The sequence below is a fragment of the Streptomyces sp. KL116D genome, assembly GCF_030766975.1.
In the GTDB taxonomy this organism is placed as follows: domain Bacteria; phylum Actinomycetota; class Actinomycetes; order Streptomycetales; family Streptomycetaceae; genus Streptomyces; species Streptomyces longispororuber_A.
This window is the reverse complement of sequence record NZ_JASERH010000011.1, coordinates 1-14,852: the sequence shown is the minus strand read 5'-3', so window position 1 is coordinate 14,852 and position 14,852 is coordinate 1. Positions and strand designations below refer to the sequence as shown.

Genomic DNA, 14,852 nt, shown 5'->3' with positions numbered 1-14,852 from the left:
GAGCTGTCACAAAACCGCCTGCTGTCCGGTCGACCAGTGCCGATGATCTCGTCAGTCCGCCGCCGCAGAGGTCCCCCGTGTCTTCGCTCGGACACCAGCTCGCCACATCCGTTCTCGTCATGGGAGCCGGTGCATCAGGTCTCCGCGCGGCCATCGAGGTCGCAGGAGGCCGGTGTCGCGGTCATCGCCGTGTCCAGAGCGCACGGACGACGGCGCACTCTGCCGTCACGGGTTCCGTGGGCCCCGCGCATGGCCATCGGCCAGGCGACGACAGGTGGCAGCGGCACGCCGCCGAAACGCTGCGGGAGGGCCTGCCTGTTGGCCGACCCGCGCACCGCCCAGATCGTCGCCCGCCACGCGGACCGGGGCTTCCAGGACGCGGGGCGCGGCGAACGGACCAGGCCGGGGGTGCACCGGGCGCTGCAGGCCCGCGCGCCGAGCTCGGCATCCCCGTCCTCACCGGCGTGTACGTCACCCGGCTCCTGGTCGACGACGGAACGGTGTTCGGTGCCTATGGATTCGGCCTCGCCGACGGCTCGCGCTACCGCGTGCACGCCGACGCCGTGATCCTGGCGGCCGGCAGGCACGCGCATCTGGCGGCGCGCGTCGTCCCGCCGCGACGAGAGCGGCGGCGACGCCTTCCGCCTGGCCACCGAGGCGGGCGCCCGGCTGCGCGACCCCGAACTCGTGCAGTTCCATCCCCTCGGACTGGGTCGGACCCGAGCACGCGGCCGGGCTGCTCGTCGACGACGCGGTCCGCGACGAGGGAACGCCGTGCTGCTCAACAACCTCGGTGAACGGTTCATGGCGCGCTACGACTCCGAGCGCATGGAGCGCTGCGGCGGGGACAGGGTCGCGGCGGCCGTCCACACCGAGATCAAGGAGGGCCGCGGCACCCGGGCCGGCGGGGTGTGGCTCGACCTGTCCCACCTCCCGCGCAGAGACCGTCCTGACCCGGCTGCCGCACGTCCACCGGACCCTGCTCGACGTGCAGACGCTCGGCGTCACCCGCGATCCGGTCGAGGTCGCGCGCCGACCGCCCAGTACTCCCTGGGCGGCGTCCGGAATGCGGCCCGATGACCACGGCACCGACGTCCACGGGCTCTACGTGATCAGGGGAGGCCGGCCGGCGGACTGCACGGCGCGCACCGGCTGGAGGAGAACGCGTGGGCCGAACTCTCGTGTACGGCCGGATCGCGGGCCGGGCCGCGGCGGAGTACTCGGCCGGGCTCGCCGTCCAGCAGCGCTCGCCCGCGGCGGTGCGGGCCGCGGAGACGGACGTGTCCCGTCTGCTGGCCGCCGACGGCGAGGAGAACGTCCGCGCCCTGCTGCGGTCGGTGCGGCACCTGATGACGGAGCACGCGGGCGTCGTGCGCGACGAGACCGGGCTCACCGCCGGACTCGCCGCGCTCGCCGAGTCGAGGCCCGCTCGGCGCGCGTCGAGGTGCACATCGACATCGGCGGCTTCAGGACCTCGCGTACGCCTACGACCTCCGGTCCACGCTGCTCGCCGCCCGCGCGACGCTGGAGTGCGCGCGGGAGCGCCGGAGACGGGGCAGCCACCACCGCTCCGACCACCCCCGACGTCGACCCCGATCTGACGGTCACTCTGGTGTGGTCCCCGGCCCGCCGGGGTGCGGCGCGAGCCCGTGCCGCCCACTCACCCACATCGCCGAGCTGATGCGGGACGTCTCGGCCGACGCGGGGGCCGCCGCAGCCGGGCCGGTGACCGGGGCGGAAGGACTGGCTCATACGCTAGCACGACCGTGCAGGGCCCGGTTCTGTGACACGGGATCGGGCAGCAGGGACAGCAGCCGTAGGTTGGTGTCGCTCTCGGTTTCCAGGGTGGCGGTGAAGACGACGAGCCGTTGGGACCGGTCGGGGTCGACCAGGGTCTGGCAGTGCAGGTCCAGCGTCCCGAGCCGGGGTGGAGGAACCGCTTGGGGCGCACACGGGCTCAGGACAGGGCGGCTCCGCCAGATGCCGGCGAACTCGGGGCTCTCCTCGACGAGCGCGTCCACGAGGGTCGGCGGCCCGCGAGCCCGCGCCGTCGCGGGTGTAGGCGTCGTGGAGGCCGGCCACCAGGAGACGGCTGTGCTCCGCGTGCTCGCTCTCCGGACGGATCAGGCGCGCCGCGGGGTCGGTGAACCAGCGGTAGGGGGCGCTGCGCGCCAGTCCGCTGTACGCCGTGGTGTCGCCCAGCAGCGCCACGGCCGGGCGGAGTCTGCCGCAGCGTCTCCCCGAGGCGGTTCATCACCACGGCGGGGGTGTCCTCCAGCCGGTCCAGGATGCGCATCATCCCCGGGTCGACGTGGTCCCCGAGCTGCTCACGGCCCGGCACGGCGTGGCCGCCGAGCCGGAAGAGGTGGTCCGTTCACTCCCGTGACAGGCGCAGACCGCGGGCCAGCGCGGCGAGCATCTGCCCGGACGGGTGGGGGCCCCGCGGCTGCTCCAGGCGGCCGTAGTAGTCCGCCGACAGGTCGGACAGCGCCGCGACCTCCTCGCGGCGCAGCCTGCCGGTAGCGCCTGCGGCGGCCGCGGGAGAAGGCCGACGTCCTCCGGCTGGAGGGCCTCGCGACGGGCGGAGGAATGCTGCCAGTGCTGCTCGGTCCGCCATCGCTGTCCTCTCCGCCGGCACACGTGCGCCGTCCTGACTCATCTGTCGCCCAGGTGAACGGTGTGATCAGGACGGCGCATTCCCTGACACGGTGTGTTCTACGGTCGTGGGCCGCGTCGTCCCCCTCCGTGCGCTCCGTGCGCTTTGTGCGGGTTGTCCGCGCCGTGGGACGGTACCTGGCCGGCTCACCGGGTGATCGCCTTGGTCTCCAGGAACTCCTCAAGACCGGCGCGGCCCATCTCCCGGCCGTTGCCGGACTGCTTGTAGCCCGCCGAAGGGCGCCTGGAAGTTGTGCGGCCCGCCGTTGACGTCGACCTGGCCGACGCGCAGGCGCCGGGCGATCGCCATGGCGTGCTCCTCGTCGCCGGTCACCGCGCCGTTGGGCCCGTAGACGGTGCCGTTGGCGATGGCCACGGCGTGGTCGTCGTCGGCGTAGGGGATGACCACGAGGACGGGGGCCGAAGATCTCCTCCTGGGCGATGACCGACGCCGGGTCGACGTCGGCGAAGATCGTGGGCCTGACGTAGGCGCCGGTGTCCAGAGCCCGCCGGCCGGCCGGGGCCGCCGACCACGAGCGTGGCGCCGTCGGCGATGCCGCGGCGGATGTAGTCGTCGACGCGCCGGCGCTGGGTCTCCGAGGCGAGCGGGCCGATCCGCGTGGCCTCGTCGGCGGGGGTCGCCGACGACGTACCCGCGGCCGCGGCCCGCAGCTTCCCGACCACGGTCTCCTGGAGCGCTTCGGGTACGAGCATCCGTACGTAGGCGCCGCAGGCCTGACCGGCGTTGGGCCCAGGCGAAGCAGCCAGGCCGCGGGTGACGGCGGCGTCGAGGTCGGCCTCGGAAGGATGATGATGGGCGGCCTTGCCGCCCAGTTCGAGCGACCCGCTTGACGGTGCCGGACGCGGCGACGGACACGGCACGGCCGGCCCGGGTGGATCCGGTGAAGGAGATCATGTCGACCTTCGGATGCCGGGCGAGTGCCTCGCCGACGACCGGTCCCGTGCCCTGCACCACGTTGAACACACCGTCGGGCAGACCGGCTTCGGTGGCGATGCCGGCGAACGTCCCGCGCGCTGAGCGGGGAGAGCTCCGACGGCTTGAGGACGACGGTGTTGCCCGCGAGCAGCGCGGGGACGACCTTGCGTCCGAGTTGCTGGAGCGGGGAAGTTCCACGAGGGTGATCGCGCCCACCACGCCGATGGGTTTCGCGGACGACGAGCGAGTTCGCCACCACGGACGTCCACTCGAACTGCTCGCCGCCTCGACCGCGGCCAGGATCGAGGCGACCGGGAAGCCGACCTGCGCCTGCCGGGAGAAGCTGATCGGCGCGCCCATCTCCAGGGGTGATGGTGGCCGCCAGTTCCTCGTGGTGCTTCTCCAGGCCCTCGGCCAACCGCCGCATGACGGCCGCCCGCTGCTCCACCGGCGTCGACGCCCACCTCGAACGCGGTGAGCGCGGCGGACACCGCCAGGTCCACCTCACTCGGCCGTGCCCTCGTGGAGCGTGGCGACGACCGACGCGTCGGCGGGATTCACGACGTCGATCAGCGGTCCGGTACCGCGGACGGCACGGCCGTCGATCCAGTGGGACGGGGCCGGAGAGGAAACGGTGTGTTCGTCGAGGAGGCCGGGAAGGAACCGTGTGTTCTTCGTTCATGCCGCCAGGGAACACCCGTCGCCGCACGGCATCCATGCCTTCGACCCATGATCCACGTCACTCCCCTGATCCGTGGCGCTCCCTGGTCGCTCCGGCGGCCGACCACGGCGGTCCCGGCCGCCGGAGCGTTGTTATGCTCCCTTTCGTGCAGGGGGCAAGGTGAGCAACGGGGACGGTCCGGGAGACAGCTGCGCGGCCGACGCCGTGAGCGGCAGGTTCTCGATGCCCTGGCGGCGGACGTGGAGGCCGGACGGAGCGCCGCGCTGGTCCTGCGGGGCGACGCGGGGATCGGGAAGTCCGCCCCTGCTGGACCATCTGGAGGCCCGTGTCTCCCGGCACCGCGTCGCACGCGGGGCGGGTGCCGAGTCGGAGATGGAGCTGCCGTTCGCGGGACTGCACCAGCTGTGCGCCCCCGTTCCCTCGATCGCCTCGACCGTCTTCCGCCGCCGCAGCGCGAAGCCCTGGCGACCGCGTTCGGGATGAGCGACGGCCCGCCTCCCGACCGGTTCCTCGTCGGCATCGCCGTGCTCGGACTGCTCACCGACGGGCCGCCGAGCAGCCGTTGTTCTGCCTCGTGGACGACACGCAGTGGCTCGACCGGGTCTCCGCGCAGACCCTGGGCGTCTCGTGGCGCGGCGGATGCTCGCCGAACCCCTGGCCCCGGTGTTCGCCACCCGTGAGCGACGGGGCCGCGACGAGCTGGCGGGCCTGCCCGAGCTGACGGTCGACGGCCTCCACGACACCGACGCCCGCGGTCTGCTGAGCGTGTCGGTCGGCGGCCCGATGGACGCCCAGGTCCGCGACCGCATCCTCGCCGAGGCCCGCGGCAACCCGCTCGCCCTGCTGGAACTGCCGCACGACCGACCCGACATGGGAACGACGGACGGACTCCGCCGCAGCGGTCCCGGCCCGGTGTCGGGCCGCATCGAGCGCAGCTACCTCGGGCGGGTGCAGGCCCTGCCCGCCTCGACCCGACGCCTGCTGCTCGTCGCCGCCGCCGAGCCGATCGGTGACGTGGCCCTCGCTCAAGCGCGCCGCCGAGCAGCTGGGCATCGGCCCGGACGCGATCGACCCGGCGGTGGCGGACGGGCTGCTCGTCGTCGGCGCACTCGTCCGGTTCCGGCACCCGCTGCTGCGCTCCGCCGTCTATCGCTCGGCCGGCCTCGCGGGAACTCCGGGAGGCCCACCGGGTGTTGGCGGAGGTGACCGACCGCGCCGTCGACCCGGACCGGCGCGCCTGGCACCTGGCGCGGGCGACGGTACGTCCGGACGAGGCGATCGCCGCCGAACTGGAGGCGTCGGCGGAGCGGGCGGCGGCGCGCGCGCCACCGCCGCGGCGGCCGCCTTCCTCGCCCACGCGGCCGTCCTGACGTCCCACCCGCCGCGCAAGGCGACCCGGGCCCTCGCCGCGGCCCAGGCGAAGATCCGCGCGGTGCGCCCACCGCGGCCCGCGAACTCGCCGCGCTGGCCCGCAGCGTGATCCCTCGACGAGGGATCACTGCGCCCGCGCCGACCTCGTCCAGGCCCCAGATCGCCTTCGCCTCGGGACGCATGGACGAAGCGGTGCCCTGCTGCTCGGCACCGCACGCAGTCTGCTGCCGATCGACACCGCCCTGGCCCACGAGACCTTCCTGGACGCCCTGTCGGCGGCCATGTTCGCCGGCCGCCTCGCCTCCGGCGCGGACGCGCGCGGTGGCAACAGCCGCGCGCCGCGCCCCGTCGACCCCATCGGCCCCCACCGGGACGACGCGCACCGCCGACGTGCCCTGGACGCCCTGGCGACACGGTTCACCGACGACTACCGCACCGCGGTGCCTGCCGCGCACACCGTGCTGCGCCTGTTCCGCGAGTGCCGACCCGGAGCAGATCCTGCGCTGGTCGTGGCTCGTCTCGGCGCTGGCGGCCGAGATGCGGGACGACAGAGCTGGACGGAGCTGGCGGCACGCCACGTACGGACCGCCCGCACGGTCGGCGCGCTGGCCGAACTGCCGCTCGCCCTCAACTCACGCGTGGTCGTCCACACCTGCGCCGGGGAACTGGCCGAGGCCGCCCTCCTCGTCGCGGAGATCACCCGCGTCCAGGAAGCGGTCGGCGGCAGCTTCGCACCGTTCGGCACCATGTCACTCGTCGCCTGGCAGGGACGCGCGGGCGAGGCTGCCGCTGATCAAGACGGGCCTGGAGAACGCCGTGCGACGCGGTGAGGGCATCGGCGTGGCCATAGCGCGACGGGCCGAGGCCGTGCTCCTCAACGGACTCGGCCGGTTCGAGGAGGCGTCCGACGCGGCCCGTGCGGCGAGCGCATCCGCAGGACCTGGTCGCGGCCAGCTGGGGACCGATCGAGCTGGTGGAGGCCGAGAGGCGCGCGGCCGCCCCGACGAGGCCCTGCACCGCCCTCGACCGGCTCGTGCGGATCACCGACGCGGCCGGCACGGACTGGGCGCTGGGCGTCCAGGCACGCCCCGGGCGCTGCTCGGCCAGGGCGCCGAGGCCGAGGAACGGTACCGCGAGGCGATCGACCGGCTCGGGCGCACCACGGTCGCGATGGAGCTGGCCCGGGCGCACCTGCTGTACGGGGAGTGGCTGCGGCGGGAGGCCGGCAGCGGCGAGGCCCGGGAGCAACTGCACGCGGCGCACGCCCTGTTCACCCGGTTCGGCGCGGAGGCCTTCGCCGACCGCACGGTCCGCGAGCTGCGGGCGACGGTGACACGGTGGTCCGGCGCGACGGCGACGCGGCGGCAGGCCCTCACCACCCAGGAGGCACCAGATCGCGCGGCTGGCCCGGGACGGGGACACCAACTCGAGATCGGCGCCCAGTTGTTCCTGAGCCCGCACACTGTGAGTGGCACCTGCGGGAAGGTGTACGCGAAGCTCGCATCACCTCCCGGCGGTCCCTGGACACCGTGCTGTGACCGGCGGCCGCCGAGCAGGGCGGACGCGGCGCTCACCACGGGGCCCGGCCGTCACACGCGCGGAGTCGGCTGTCACACGTCCGGTGTCACCACGGTCTTGTGTGACGGGGACACGTTCCGTCGCGGTCCCGCATCCCGGCCGAGAGGAGAAGACCCGTGATCACGCGCGCCTCGCTTTCCGTGTCGCCGAGGGCGAGCGGTCTCACTCTGTTCCCGTCGCGATCGGCACCCACGTGCTGACCGCCGACGAGCCGGAGCCCCGCGGGCGCCGACGCGGGACCCACGCCGGAGAGCTGCCCTGGCCGCGCTCGGATCGCGCCGTCCACGCCCGCGCGGGCGCTGGCGGACCGGCGTCGTGGCTCGACCGCGTGGACGTGGCCGTGCGGTTCGGCGGCGGCAGGGCCGCATCGTCATCGCAGCGTGGGGCTGACCGGTGAACTGGACAGCCCAGCGGGGGCCGGTTGCCGGCGGCGGCCGGGCGCCGTCCCGTGCACCGGCTGCACGACGCACGATCTGGATCAGATCGTCACCGTGCCCGCTGCCGGCGGAGCCCGAGGACGTCTCCCGCCGGACCGCTGTCGGCGTGGAGCCGAGCGCGGCCGGATCGTGAGACGCGGTCGCCAGGGCGTCAAGTCCCACGGAGCCGATCTCACTTGCGGAGGAGATCCCCAGCTTCGCGAACACCTTGCGCAGAATGCCATTCGCGCCGTGTGCAGGCTGAGGGACAAGACAGCGCGGCGATCTCAGCCTCGTGAACCCGTCCCGGAGCCAGCCGCGCGAGTGACCCGGCCTCCTTCCGCGGTGAACGTGACCGACGTCGCCGCGGTCCGCGCGGCACCTTCGCCCCGGCGGCCCGCAGTTTCCCGTCGCGCGCGTTCCGCGAGGCGCCTCGAGCTCCCGCGTCGCCGAGCATCTCCTGGGTACGCCTCGCCCAGCCGGGTTCGCGCATCCGCGGCGCCGCTCACGGCGCAGCGCTTATTCGCCGTAGCGGGAGCCGGGCCCCTGGCACTGATCCATGCGGGTCCGGGCCAGGTCGAGCGCTATCGATCGCCTCCTGGTGGTGCAGGGTCTCGGCGGCTGCGCCCTCGGCCACTCAGGGCTCGGACGGCGGCCGAGGTGCCCAGCGCCTGCAGGGCGTGCCGCTGACTCCGGCACGATCTCCTCGATAGGTGCGCACCGACTCGGTCGCGCGCGCGGTCCGGCCGAGACGGACGGCCGCCTCGACGAGTTCCACCCTGGACTGCAGTGACAGACCGAGTTCCTGTTCTCGCAGCCGCGCTCGGCGGCGCTGAAGGCCTCCCTCGTAGCGGCCGAGGCCGCTGCATCGGACCGCCTCCGCCCACCGCGGCGGTGAGTGACCTTGCCTCGGCCTGGAGCAGATCGTTGCAGTAGACGGCCGCGATCCGCCCTCTCACCGACGCCCCCGTCCCTTGAAGGGCCCACGACGAGTGCTCCGTGGCGAGCGAAGAAGCAGCTGCCGAGCCTCGCCGATCGCCTCGGCCTCCACCAGGAGGGAGTCGCCGGCCCGCAGATCACCCTGCGAACGCGGTTCGACAACCGCAGCGGGAGGGCGGAGGGGCAAGCACGGCGAGCGCTCCGTCCTCCCGGGCCAGGTCGACCAGGCGCGGAGAGCCCGGACCAGGCGCGGTGGCGCGAAGTCCCACGCACGTTGTGGGCCGTGCGGCAACACGACGCAGCCAGGCAGGGCGTCTCGGCAGTGGCGTGCGGCGGTCCGTCCGGAAGCGCCCGCACGGCGTCGAGGACGAGCGGAGCGCTCCACGGCGTACCCACTCGGTGACCATCCGCGACGCAGGCCGGTGAGCAGTGTGGAGGTCCTCGCGGTCGGCGTGGTCAGCCGGCATCGCTCAGCACGGCCTCGGCGGCGTCGCGGACCCCGCCCGTAGGCCAGCCGGCCCGCGGTCAGTGCCGCGTAGATGGCGTCCCGGTAGGTCCGGCGGGCCAGTTTCGGAGGTCGTACGGCTGGAGGCTTCGCCGGGCCGCTTTCGAGCAGCGAGGGCAGTCCGGCGCCCGTAGCACTGCGGGCCGCGAGCCGTGATCTGGCCGCGCAGCAGGTTCGCCCGGCCGATCGCGACGGTTCTGCCGAATTTAATCTAGGCCAGGTCGCGCGCGGTGTCGTAAACGCCCGCCTGGTACTTGGCCTGGGCGGCGGCCAGGGTCCTGGCTCCGCGCCGGCCCGCGTCGGGGTCAGCTCGCTGGCCGGGTACGGAAGGCCGCCGCGGCCGCGAGGCCCCCGCGGCAGTGGGCGCGGCCGGCGGATCCTTCGAGTTCGCGGCGACGGCTCGGTCGGAAGCTCCATCGCCCGCACTCGCCAGAATACCACACCCAGCATTCCAGGAGTCAGAATCCCGCATCAATCAATTCAGCCCAACGCAGTACACGCAGCAGCATTCCCTCGACATCCAGCAACGTAATTGCACCACCAAGCAGACCAAGGTACCAGAAGCAGACAGAAGTACCAGCATCAAGAGAAGCCCGATGCCTCGGCCTGCGTGACGGCGCTGTCCACCGAATGCCGAGGCGTTCGGCGGCCCGCCGCAGTAGCGCGACGTCGCCGACCGGTTCGAGGGCGGCGACGAGCAGCAGGCGTTGTGCCTCGGGCCGGGAGTGCCTGGATGCGGCGCAGATAGCCCGCCTCGATCTGGCCGGCCAGCGGGCGGGCGGCCGGGCCGTCGAAGCCGCCCGCCATCTCCATCGCGGTCAGGCCGCGCGGCAGTTCGAGCAGGGCGAGCAGGTTGCCGCGCGTCTCGGCGACGATCCCGGTCCCGTGCCAGCGGGTCGAGCGGGCCGGTGACGACCGAGTCGAGGAGGAGTGCCGAGTCCTGTTCGTCGAGGCTGTGGACGAAGAGTTCGGGCAGGGTGGCCAGGGTCTCGCGGGGGCCGGACTCGCGGACGGCCGAGGACCAGCAGCACCGATTCGGCGAGCTGGGCAGGCGGCGTGCGACGAACTCCAGGGTCTGGGAGGACACGCGGTCCAGCCACTGCGCGTCGTCGACCACGCACAGCAGGGGCTCGTCGGCGGCGGGCGGCGAGCAGGCTGAGCGTGGCGAGTCCGGACCAGGAACCGGTCGGGCGCGTCCCCGGCCCGCATGCCGAACGCCGTTCGCAGGGCGGTGCGTTGGGGCCCGGGGAGATCGTCGAGGTGAGACAGCAGCGGGGCGCAGAGCTGGTGCAGTCCGGCGTAGGACAGTTCCATTTCCGGACTGGACGCCGGCCGCCCGCACGACGCGGGAAGCCGTCGGCCCGGCCGACGAGGTGGTTGAGCAGTTCGGTCTTCCCGATGCCTGCCTCGCCCGCGCACCACGACGACGCCGCTGTGACCGTCCTCCTGGCCTGCGCGAGCAGGCGCCGTCGAGGACGGGCGCTCGGCGCGTCGCCCGATGAGCCCGGTCCGTGCCCCGTCCCTCACCACAGGCCGCCTCCGCAGGCCACGATACCTCTGGTGGTCACCGTGCCTGCGGGTGGCTCGAAATCGCTCGCTCCTCACGGCTCCCGGTCAGGGGGCGCGCGATCACCAGGAACACGGTGCCCACGAAGGTCCAGCACGGTCAGGGCGGCCATGGCGATCAGCATCCGGCGCAGCCACCGCAGGAAAGCGCCGGTGCCGGGCCGTGTCGGCCTCGCGCTATGATGCTGTCGGCGATGTGCTGCGTCACCATCCCCGCGACGTACTTCTCTTCTGCTCGTCGAGGTACCAGTCTCGGTGTCCCTCTTCTGCCGGGTGGGTCAGTCGCCGACTGCGCGATGAAGAGCGGCCTACAGCGCAGCCAGGCGGCACCCGAGGTGGGCCACCCGGTACGGGTAGGCACTCTATGTCGGCCACCCCGCGAGGCGGCCTGCTCTTCCGTGCTCGCGACGCGCTCCCGAACTCGTTGATGCGCCTGGTGACGCTCTCTGATGCGTCTTTTGGGTGCGCTCCCGAAGTCGGCGGCCCGGCGCCCGCAGTGGCCGGGCCGCGAGGCGGCGCGGTGACGCGCACCCGCGCCGCGGCGCCCAGCGGCTCAAGCGGTGGCCCGTACCGCCTCGTCGACCAGGCGGGCGACGTCGCAGGGCGGGGAGACGGCGACCGCGTGGGAGGCGTCGACGGTCACGACCGTGGCCTTCGCGCGTTCGGCCGATGAAGATCTGCACCTGCCCGGGATGTTGCGGTCCTCCGTCGCCACGAGTGACCCAGGACAGGAGAACGACCCGCCAGGCCGGGGCCGAGGCGCCCTCGGCCAGCGCGGCGTCGGCGTACTGCGGCCGCTGCGGTGGTCGTGCCGCGGCCGCCGCCGTCTCGGGGACGTCGGCGGCGAACTGCTGGTGGAACTTGCCCTCCTCTATGTAGAGGTCGCGCCCGGCCGCCGTCGGCGAGGGTGATCGAGCACGGGGCGGAGCGTCTCCCGGGGGTGCTGCCCGGGAACTTTCCCGGACAGGTCGACCGCGCCTCCCCTTCGTCGGGCAGGAAGGCGGCGACGAAGACGAGCAGCCGCTGGGCGGTCGGAGTCCGCGCGCGGCGTTGCTGGATCACCGAACCGGCCGTAGGAGTGTCCGACGAGGACCACGGGTCCTGGCAGGGACTCCACGAGCTGTCGGACGTAGTCGCTGTCCTGCTCAGGCCGCGCAGCTGGTTGCTCGCGGACACCACGAGGGTGGCCGTGGGACTGGAGCTTCTCGATGACGCCGTTCCAGCTGGAGGAGTCCGCGAAGGCTCCGTGGACGAGGACGACGGTCGGTTTCTGTTCACTCATGGGAGTGGCCTTTCGTTCAGTCGGTGCCGCGGGCCTTCAGTCGGTGCCGAGGGCCTTGCACGCAGCACGTGGACGGCCTGCTCGATCGCCGTGGTGGAGGCCCTGGGTCCCGCGGACCGGGTTGAGCATCATGAAGTCGTGCAGCGTGGCGTTGTAGCGGACGCTCATGGTCGGCACACCGGCCTGGATCAGCTTGCGCGCGTAGGCCTCGCCCTCGTCGCGCAGCACGTCGTTCTCGTCGACGGCGACGAAGGCCGGCGGCAGTCCCGCCAGTTCCTCCAGGGTCGCGCGCAGCGGGGACGCGGTGACCTGGTTCCGCTCGGCCGGGTCGGTGGTGTAGGCGTTCCAGAACCACTCCATGGCCTTCGCGGTCAGGTGCGGGCCGTGGGCGAAGGTGCGGTAGCTCTCGGTGTCCTGGCCCGCGTCGGTGACGGGGTAGTACAGCGACTGGTGCAGGAAGGTCACGTCGCCGCGCTGCTTGGCCATGTGGGTGAGGGCGGCGCTCATGTTGCCGCCGACTGGAGTCACCGGCGACGACCAGGCAGAAGAGCCGTCGAGGGTCCCTCGTCGCCGCCCCGGGCGGTGATCCAGCGGGCGGTGGCGTACGCCTGCTCGATGGCGACCGGGTACTTCGCCGGAGCGGTCGTACTCGACGAAGGCCAGGGCGGCCTTCGCGCCCCACGGCGAGATTCGCGCACGGGCGGTCGTGGGTGCCGGCGTTCCCGAGGATCCAGCCGCCGCCGTGCACGTACAGGATCACGGGCAGGACGCCCGTGCTGCCGACGGCTTGATGATGCGCACCCGGACGTCGCCGACCTCCGCGGGGACGGTGATCCACTTCTCGTCCACGTCGGGCTTCTCGACGGGTCCCGACTGGACGTCGTCCAGCAGCTTGCGGGCGCCCTCGACGCCCAGCTCGTAGCAGCGGCGGCGGCTTTATGGTGGCGTCGGCGAAGTCCTGCGCGGCGGAGCCTCCCGAGAACGATGTCGCCTCGCGGCTCGGTCCTTTTCGGGCGGTTGGTTCGGTAGGTCCTTCCCTCTTGAGACCGGGATGTCCGTCACGCGTGACGCGTCGGGCGAAAGGAACGATGGGACGGACCGTCTCGACCGGTCCCCGGAAGAGGAGTTGCGTGGCTGCTGTCGTGATCCGGCGGCATCCCGTTCGACGTCATGATGTGCGGCGCCTCGCCGCACGACGACACGACAGGAACAGACGAGGGAACCCGTCGAATCAAAGCTGCTGAAAGTCATGAACGCTCACGATCTCTCCAGCGACGGGCATCGGTGCCGGTGAGGACCAGAGCCTGCAAGTCCGTTTCGGCCGCCGTCGACCCGGCGCCGCTGTGTCCTGGGCCGGCGCGACGGCGAGCTGGCCGGCGCACGGACGGCGGGAGGCGGCCGGGGCCTCGACGACTGCTACTTCACGCAGGACTTCTCACAACATCGGTGCCGAGATCATGGGCCGCAACGTTCGGGCCCCAGCGCGGGCCCTGGCAGGACCACAGTGGCAGGGCTGGTGGGGGGACGAGCCGCCGTTCACACGCCGGTGTTTAGTCTGACCCACCACCCGCGTCCGTCGTTCACGCTCTCCGACACCACGTTCCCACTTCGTCGACGGCGACCCGGCGACGGTCCTCGCCACAGGCGCGGGAAGCGGCGCAGGGCAAGGGACGTCCGGCTCGGCCGGCGGTCAGCGCCGTCCGGCAGTTCCTCGACGCGCCGGCCTCGTCGACGTGCACGTGGTGGTCGCGCCGGTGAAGCTCGGGTCAGGCTGCGGCTCTGGGGAATCCCCGACGGGCACCTGCTCGACCGGTTCCACCTGGAAGGTCGTGCCCAGCCCGAGCGGCGTGACGCACCACCTGTTCTGGCGCAAGTGACGCGAGGGCCAGGGCACTGCCGGGTTGAGCCCGCGACGGCTACGAGAGGGCGTCCGCCTCGGCGGATGCTCTCGCCGGTGCCGGCGGCTGTGTCCCTGAGGTGAGCGACCACTACGACCTGTTCCTGGCGGTGGACCTGCCGCCCGGACCTGCCCGAGCCGGTGCTTGTGGAGACTGAAGTGGCTCATGGGACAGGCGGACATGCCGGCCGAGTTGAAGTCGACCGACTGGGAGTCATGGGGTGGTCCCTGGCAGCCCTTCTTCGACGGTGGCTCGGCGAGGCCGTTCGTTTCGACGGACGCGATGTTCTCCTGCCGGTCCGTGCCACGGACCGGCCGAACACTGGACGGCGGCGAAGCATGGGCCTGACCGTCCGGACGTGGATCCACGAGGACGACTTCGGGTGACGATGGACGTCGTGGGATGGCTTCTCAGCCACGCGACCACGCTCAGGTGGGTCGGATTCGTCCGTGACTCCGGCCTCGGCCGGGTCCAGCATCTCGTGCGCCACGAGGACGGCTTCGACCTGGTCGACGTCCGCCCGGCCGGCCCGCCGAAGCACGTGGCCTGGGCACCGCGGTAGCCGGCGGTGGCCCGACGCCTCTGCCGGGTCGTTCCGCCGCGACCACCACCCCGGTGCACCCGTGCGGTCACGGCACTAGTCGGCTGAAGTGCCGTCGGCATCCCCGGGTTTGGGCAGCTTGAAGCCGTCGACGTACAGGTCGACTGCTCGTTGTAGGGAACGCGGTCAGGCCCGCGATGCGGTGCACGTGGGTGGTCGGGAAGTCGTAGGTCCAGGCGATGTCCTCGTGGGAGGCGGTGTCGCTGTCCGAAGGACCAGTAGCTGCTCGTCGTCCCCTTGTACGGGCAGCGGGTGACCGTGTCCGAGTGGCGCAGGCGGGTCCAGTCGATGGTCGCGGGGTCGAGGTAGTAGCGGGTGGGCAGGCCGGTCTCGAAGAGCTTGACGCAGTTGTCGGCCTCCGCGAGCTATCGACTCCGTCCAGCTCGACCCGGACCCGGCTGTTCGAACGCAGCGCGTCGACG

The 14,852-nt window shown here is 72.8% G+C and carries 8 protein-coding genes and 7 pseudogenes; 8 read left to right on the top strand and 7 right to left on the bottom strand.

Features of this window, described 5'->3' with window-relative positions:
- Positions 1 to 119: 119 nt before the first annotated feature.
- Positions 120 to 1,701, top strand: a pseudogene (locus RBJ77_RS03650) (FAD-binding protein); the annotation flags it as partial.
- A 47-nt stretch (positions 1,702 to 1,748) separates the two neighbouring features.
- On the opposite strand, the pseudogene RBJ77_RS03645 reads toward RBJ77_RS03650, so the two are convergent.
- From RBJ77_RS03645 to RBJ77_RS03635, 3 pseudogenes are all read right to left on the bottom strand, one after another.
- Positions 1,749 to 2,617: pseudogene (locus RBJ77_RS03645) on the bottom strand (helix-turn-helix transcriptional regulator).
- Positions 2,618 to 2,802: 185 nt separating this feature from the next.
- Positions 2,803 to 3,031 (bottom strand): annotated as a pseudogene (locus tag RBJ77_RS03640) (aldehyde dehydrogenase family protein).
- Between the two features lie 88 nt (positions 3,032 to 3,119).
- A pseudogene (locus tag RBJ77_RS03635) lies at positions 3,120 to 3,848 on the bottom strand (aldehyde dehydrogenase family protein); the annotation flags it as partial.
- Here RBJ77_RS03635 and RBJ77_RS03630 point away from each other — a divergent pair.
- From RBJ77_RS03630 to RBJ77_RS03610, 5 genes are all read left to right on the top strand, one after another.
- On the top strand, positions 3,795 to 4,070 hold the full coding sequence (locus RBJ77_RS03630; RefSeq protein ID WP_372343660.1) for a hypothetical protein: 276 nt from the start codon (positions 3,795 to 3,797) through the stop codon (positions 4,068 to 4,070). The pseudogene RBJ77_RS03635 and the gene RBJ77_RS03630 sit on opposite strands and share 54 nt — an antisense overlap.
- Before the next feature lie 843 nt (positions 4,071 to 4,913).
- Entirely contained in the window at positions 4,914 to 5,480 is a 567-nt protein-coding gene (locus RBJ77_RS03625) for a hypothetical protein (protein ID WP_372343659.1), read from the top strand.
- The gene (locus RBJ77_RS03620) at positions 5,477 to 5,644 is read left to right on the top strand and encodes a hypothetical protein (RefSeq protein WP_372343658.1); all 168 of its coding nucleotides are present in this window, start codon (positions 5,477 to 5,479) and stop codon (positions 5,642 to 5,644) included. The genes RBJ77_RS03625 and RBJ77_RS03620 overlap by 4 nt, the downstream gene beginning before the upstream one ends.
- A 282-nt stretch (positions 5,645 to 5,926) precedes the next feature.
- Complete coding sequence (locus tag RBJ77_RS03615) at positions 5,927 to 6,475, top strand: hypothetical protein (RefSeq protein WP_372343657.1); 549 nt, start codon at positions 5,927 to 5,929, stop codon at positions 6,473 to 6,475.
- Positions 6,462 to 7,343 (top strand): hypothetical protein, encoded by an 882-nt coding sequence (locus RBJ77_RS03610; protein WP_372343656.1) that lies wholly within the window; start codon positions 6,462 to 6,464, stop codon positions 7,341 to 7,343. Before RBJ77_RS03615 ends, RBJ77_RS03610 begins: the two co-directional genes overlap by 14 nt.
- Before the next feature lie 3,859 nt (positions 7,344 to 11,202).
- Here RBJ77_RS03610 and RBJ77_RS03605 read toward each other — a convergent pair.
- The 3 genes and pseudogenes from RBJ77_RS03605 to RBJ77_RS03595 all read right to left on the bottom strand — a co-directional run bounded on the left by RBJ77_RS03605 (position 11,203) and on the right by RBJ77_RS03595 (position 12,871).
- Positions 11,203 to 11,364, bottom strand: coding sequence for a hypothetical protein (locus tag RBJ77_RS03605; protein WP_372343655.1), 162 nt, complete (start codon positions 11,362 to 11,364; stop codon positions 11,203 to 11,205).
- Between the two features lie 156 nt (positions 11,365 to 11,520).
- Positions 11,521 to 11,931, bottom strand: a complete 411-nt coding sequence (locus tag RBJ77_RS03600; RefSeq protein WP_372343654.1) for an alpha/beta fold hydrolase — start codon at positions 11,929 to 11,931, stop codon at positions 11,521 to 11,523.
- A pseudogene (locus RBJ77_RS03595) lies at positions 11,928 to 12,871 on the bottom strand (alpha/beta hydrolase). The gene RBJ77_RS03600 and the pseudogene RBJ77_RS03595 overlap by 4 nt, the downstream one beginning before the upstream one ends.
- 309 nt (positions 12,872 to 13,180) lie before the next feature.
- Between RBJ77_RS03595 and RBJ77_RS03590 the strand changes: the two are divergent.
- Positions 13,181 to 13,808: pseudogene (locus RBJ77_RS03590) on the top strand (deaminase).
- A gap of 418 nt (positions 13,809 to 14,226) precedes the next feature.
- Complete coding sequence (locus tag RBJ77_RS03585; protein ID WP_372343653.1) at positions 14,227 to 14,391, top strand: hypothetical protein; 165 nt, start codon at positions 14,227 to 14,229, stop codon at positions 14,389 to 14,391.
- Between the two features lie 75 nt (positions 14,392 to 14,466).
- On the opposite strand, the pseudogene RBJ77_RS03580 reads toward RBJ77_RS03585, so the two are convergent.
- A pseudogene (locus RBJ77_RS03580) lies at positions 14,467 to 14,852 on the bottom strand (DUF427 domain-containing protein); the annotation flags it as partial.

Coding starts and splice junctions, on each gene's coding strand:
- RBJ77_RS03625 (WP_372343659.1), top strand. CDS start 4,914: ATGCTCGCCGAACCCCTGGCCCCGGTGTTCGCCACCCGTGAGCGACGG.
- RBJ77_RS03615 (WP_372343657.1), top strand. CDS start 5,927: ATGTTCGCCGGCCGCCTCGCCTCCGGCGCGGACGCGCGCGGTGGCAAC.
- RBJ77_RS03600 (WP_372343654.1), bottom strand. CDS start 11,931: ATGAGTGAACAGAAACCGACCGTCGTCCTCGTCCACGGAGCCTTCGCG.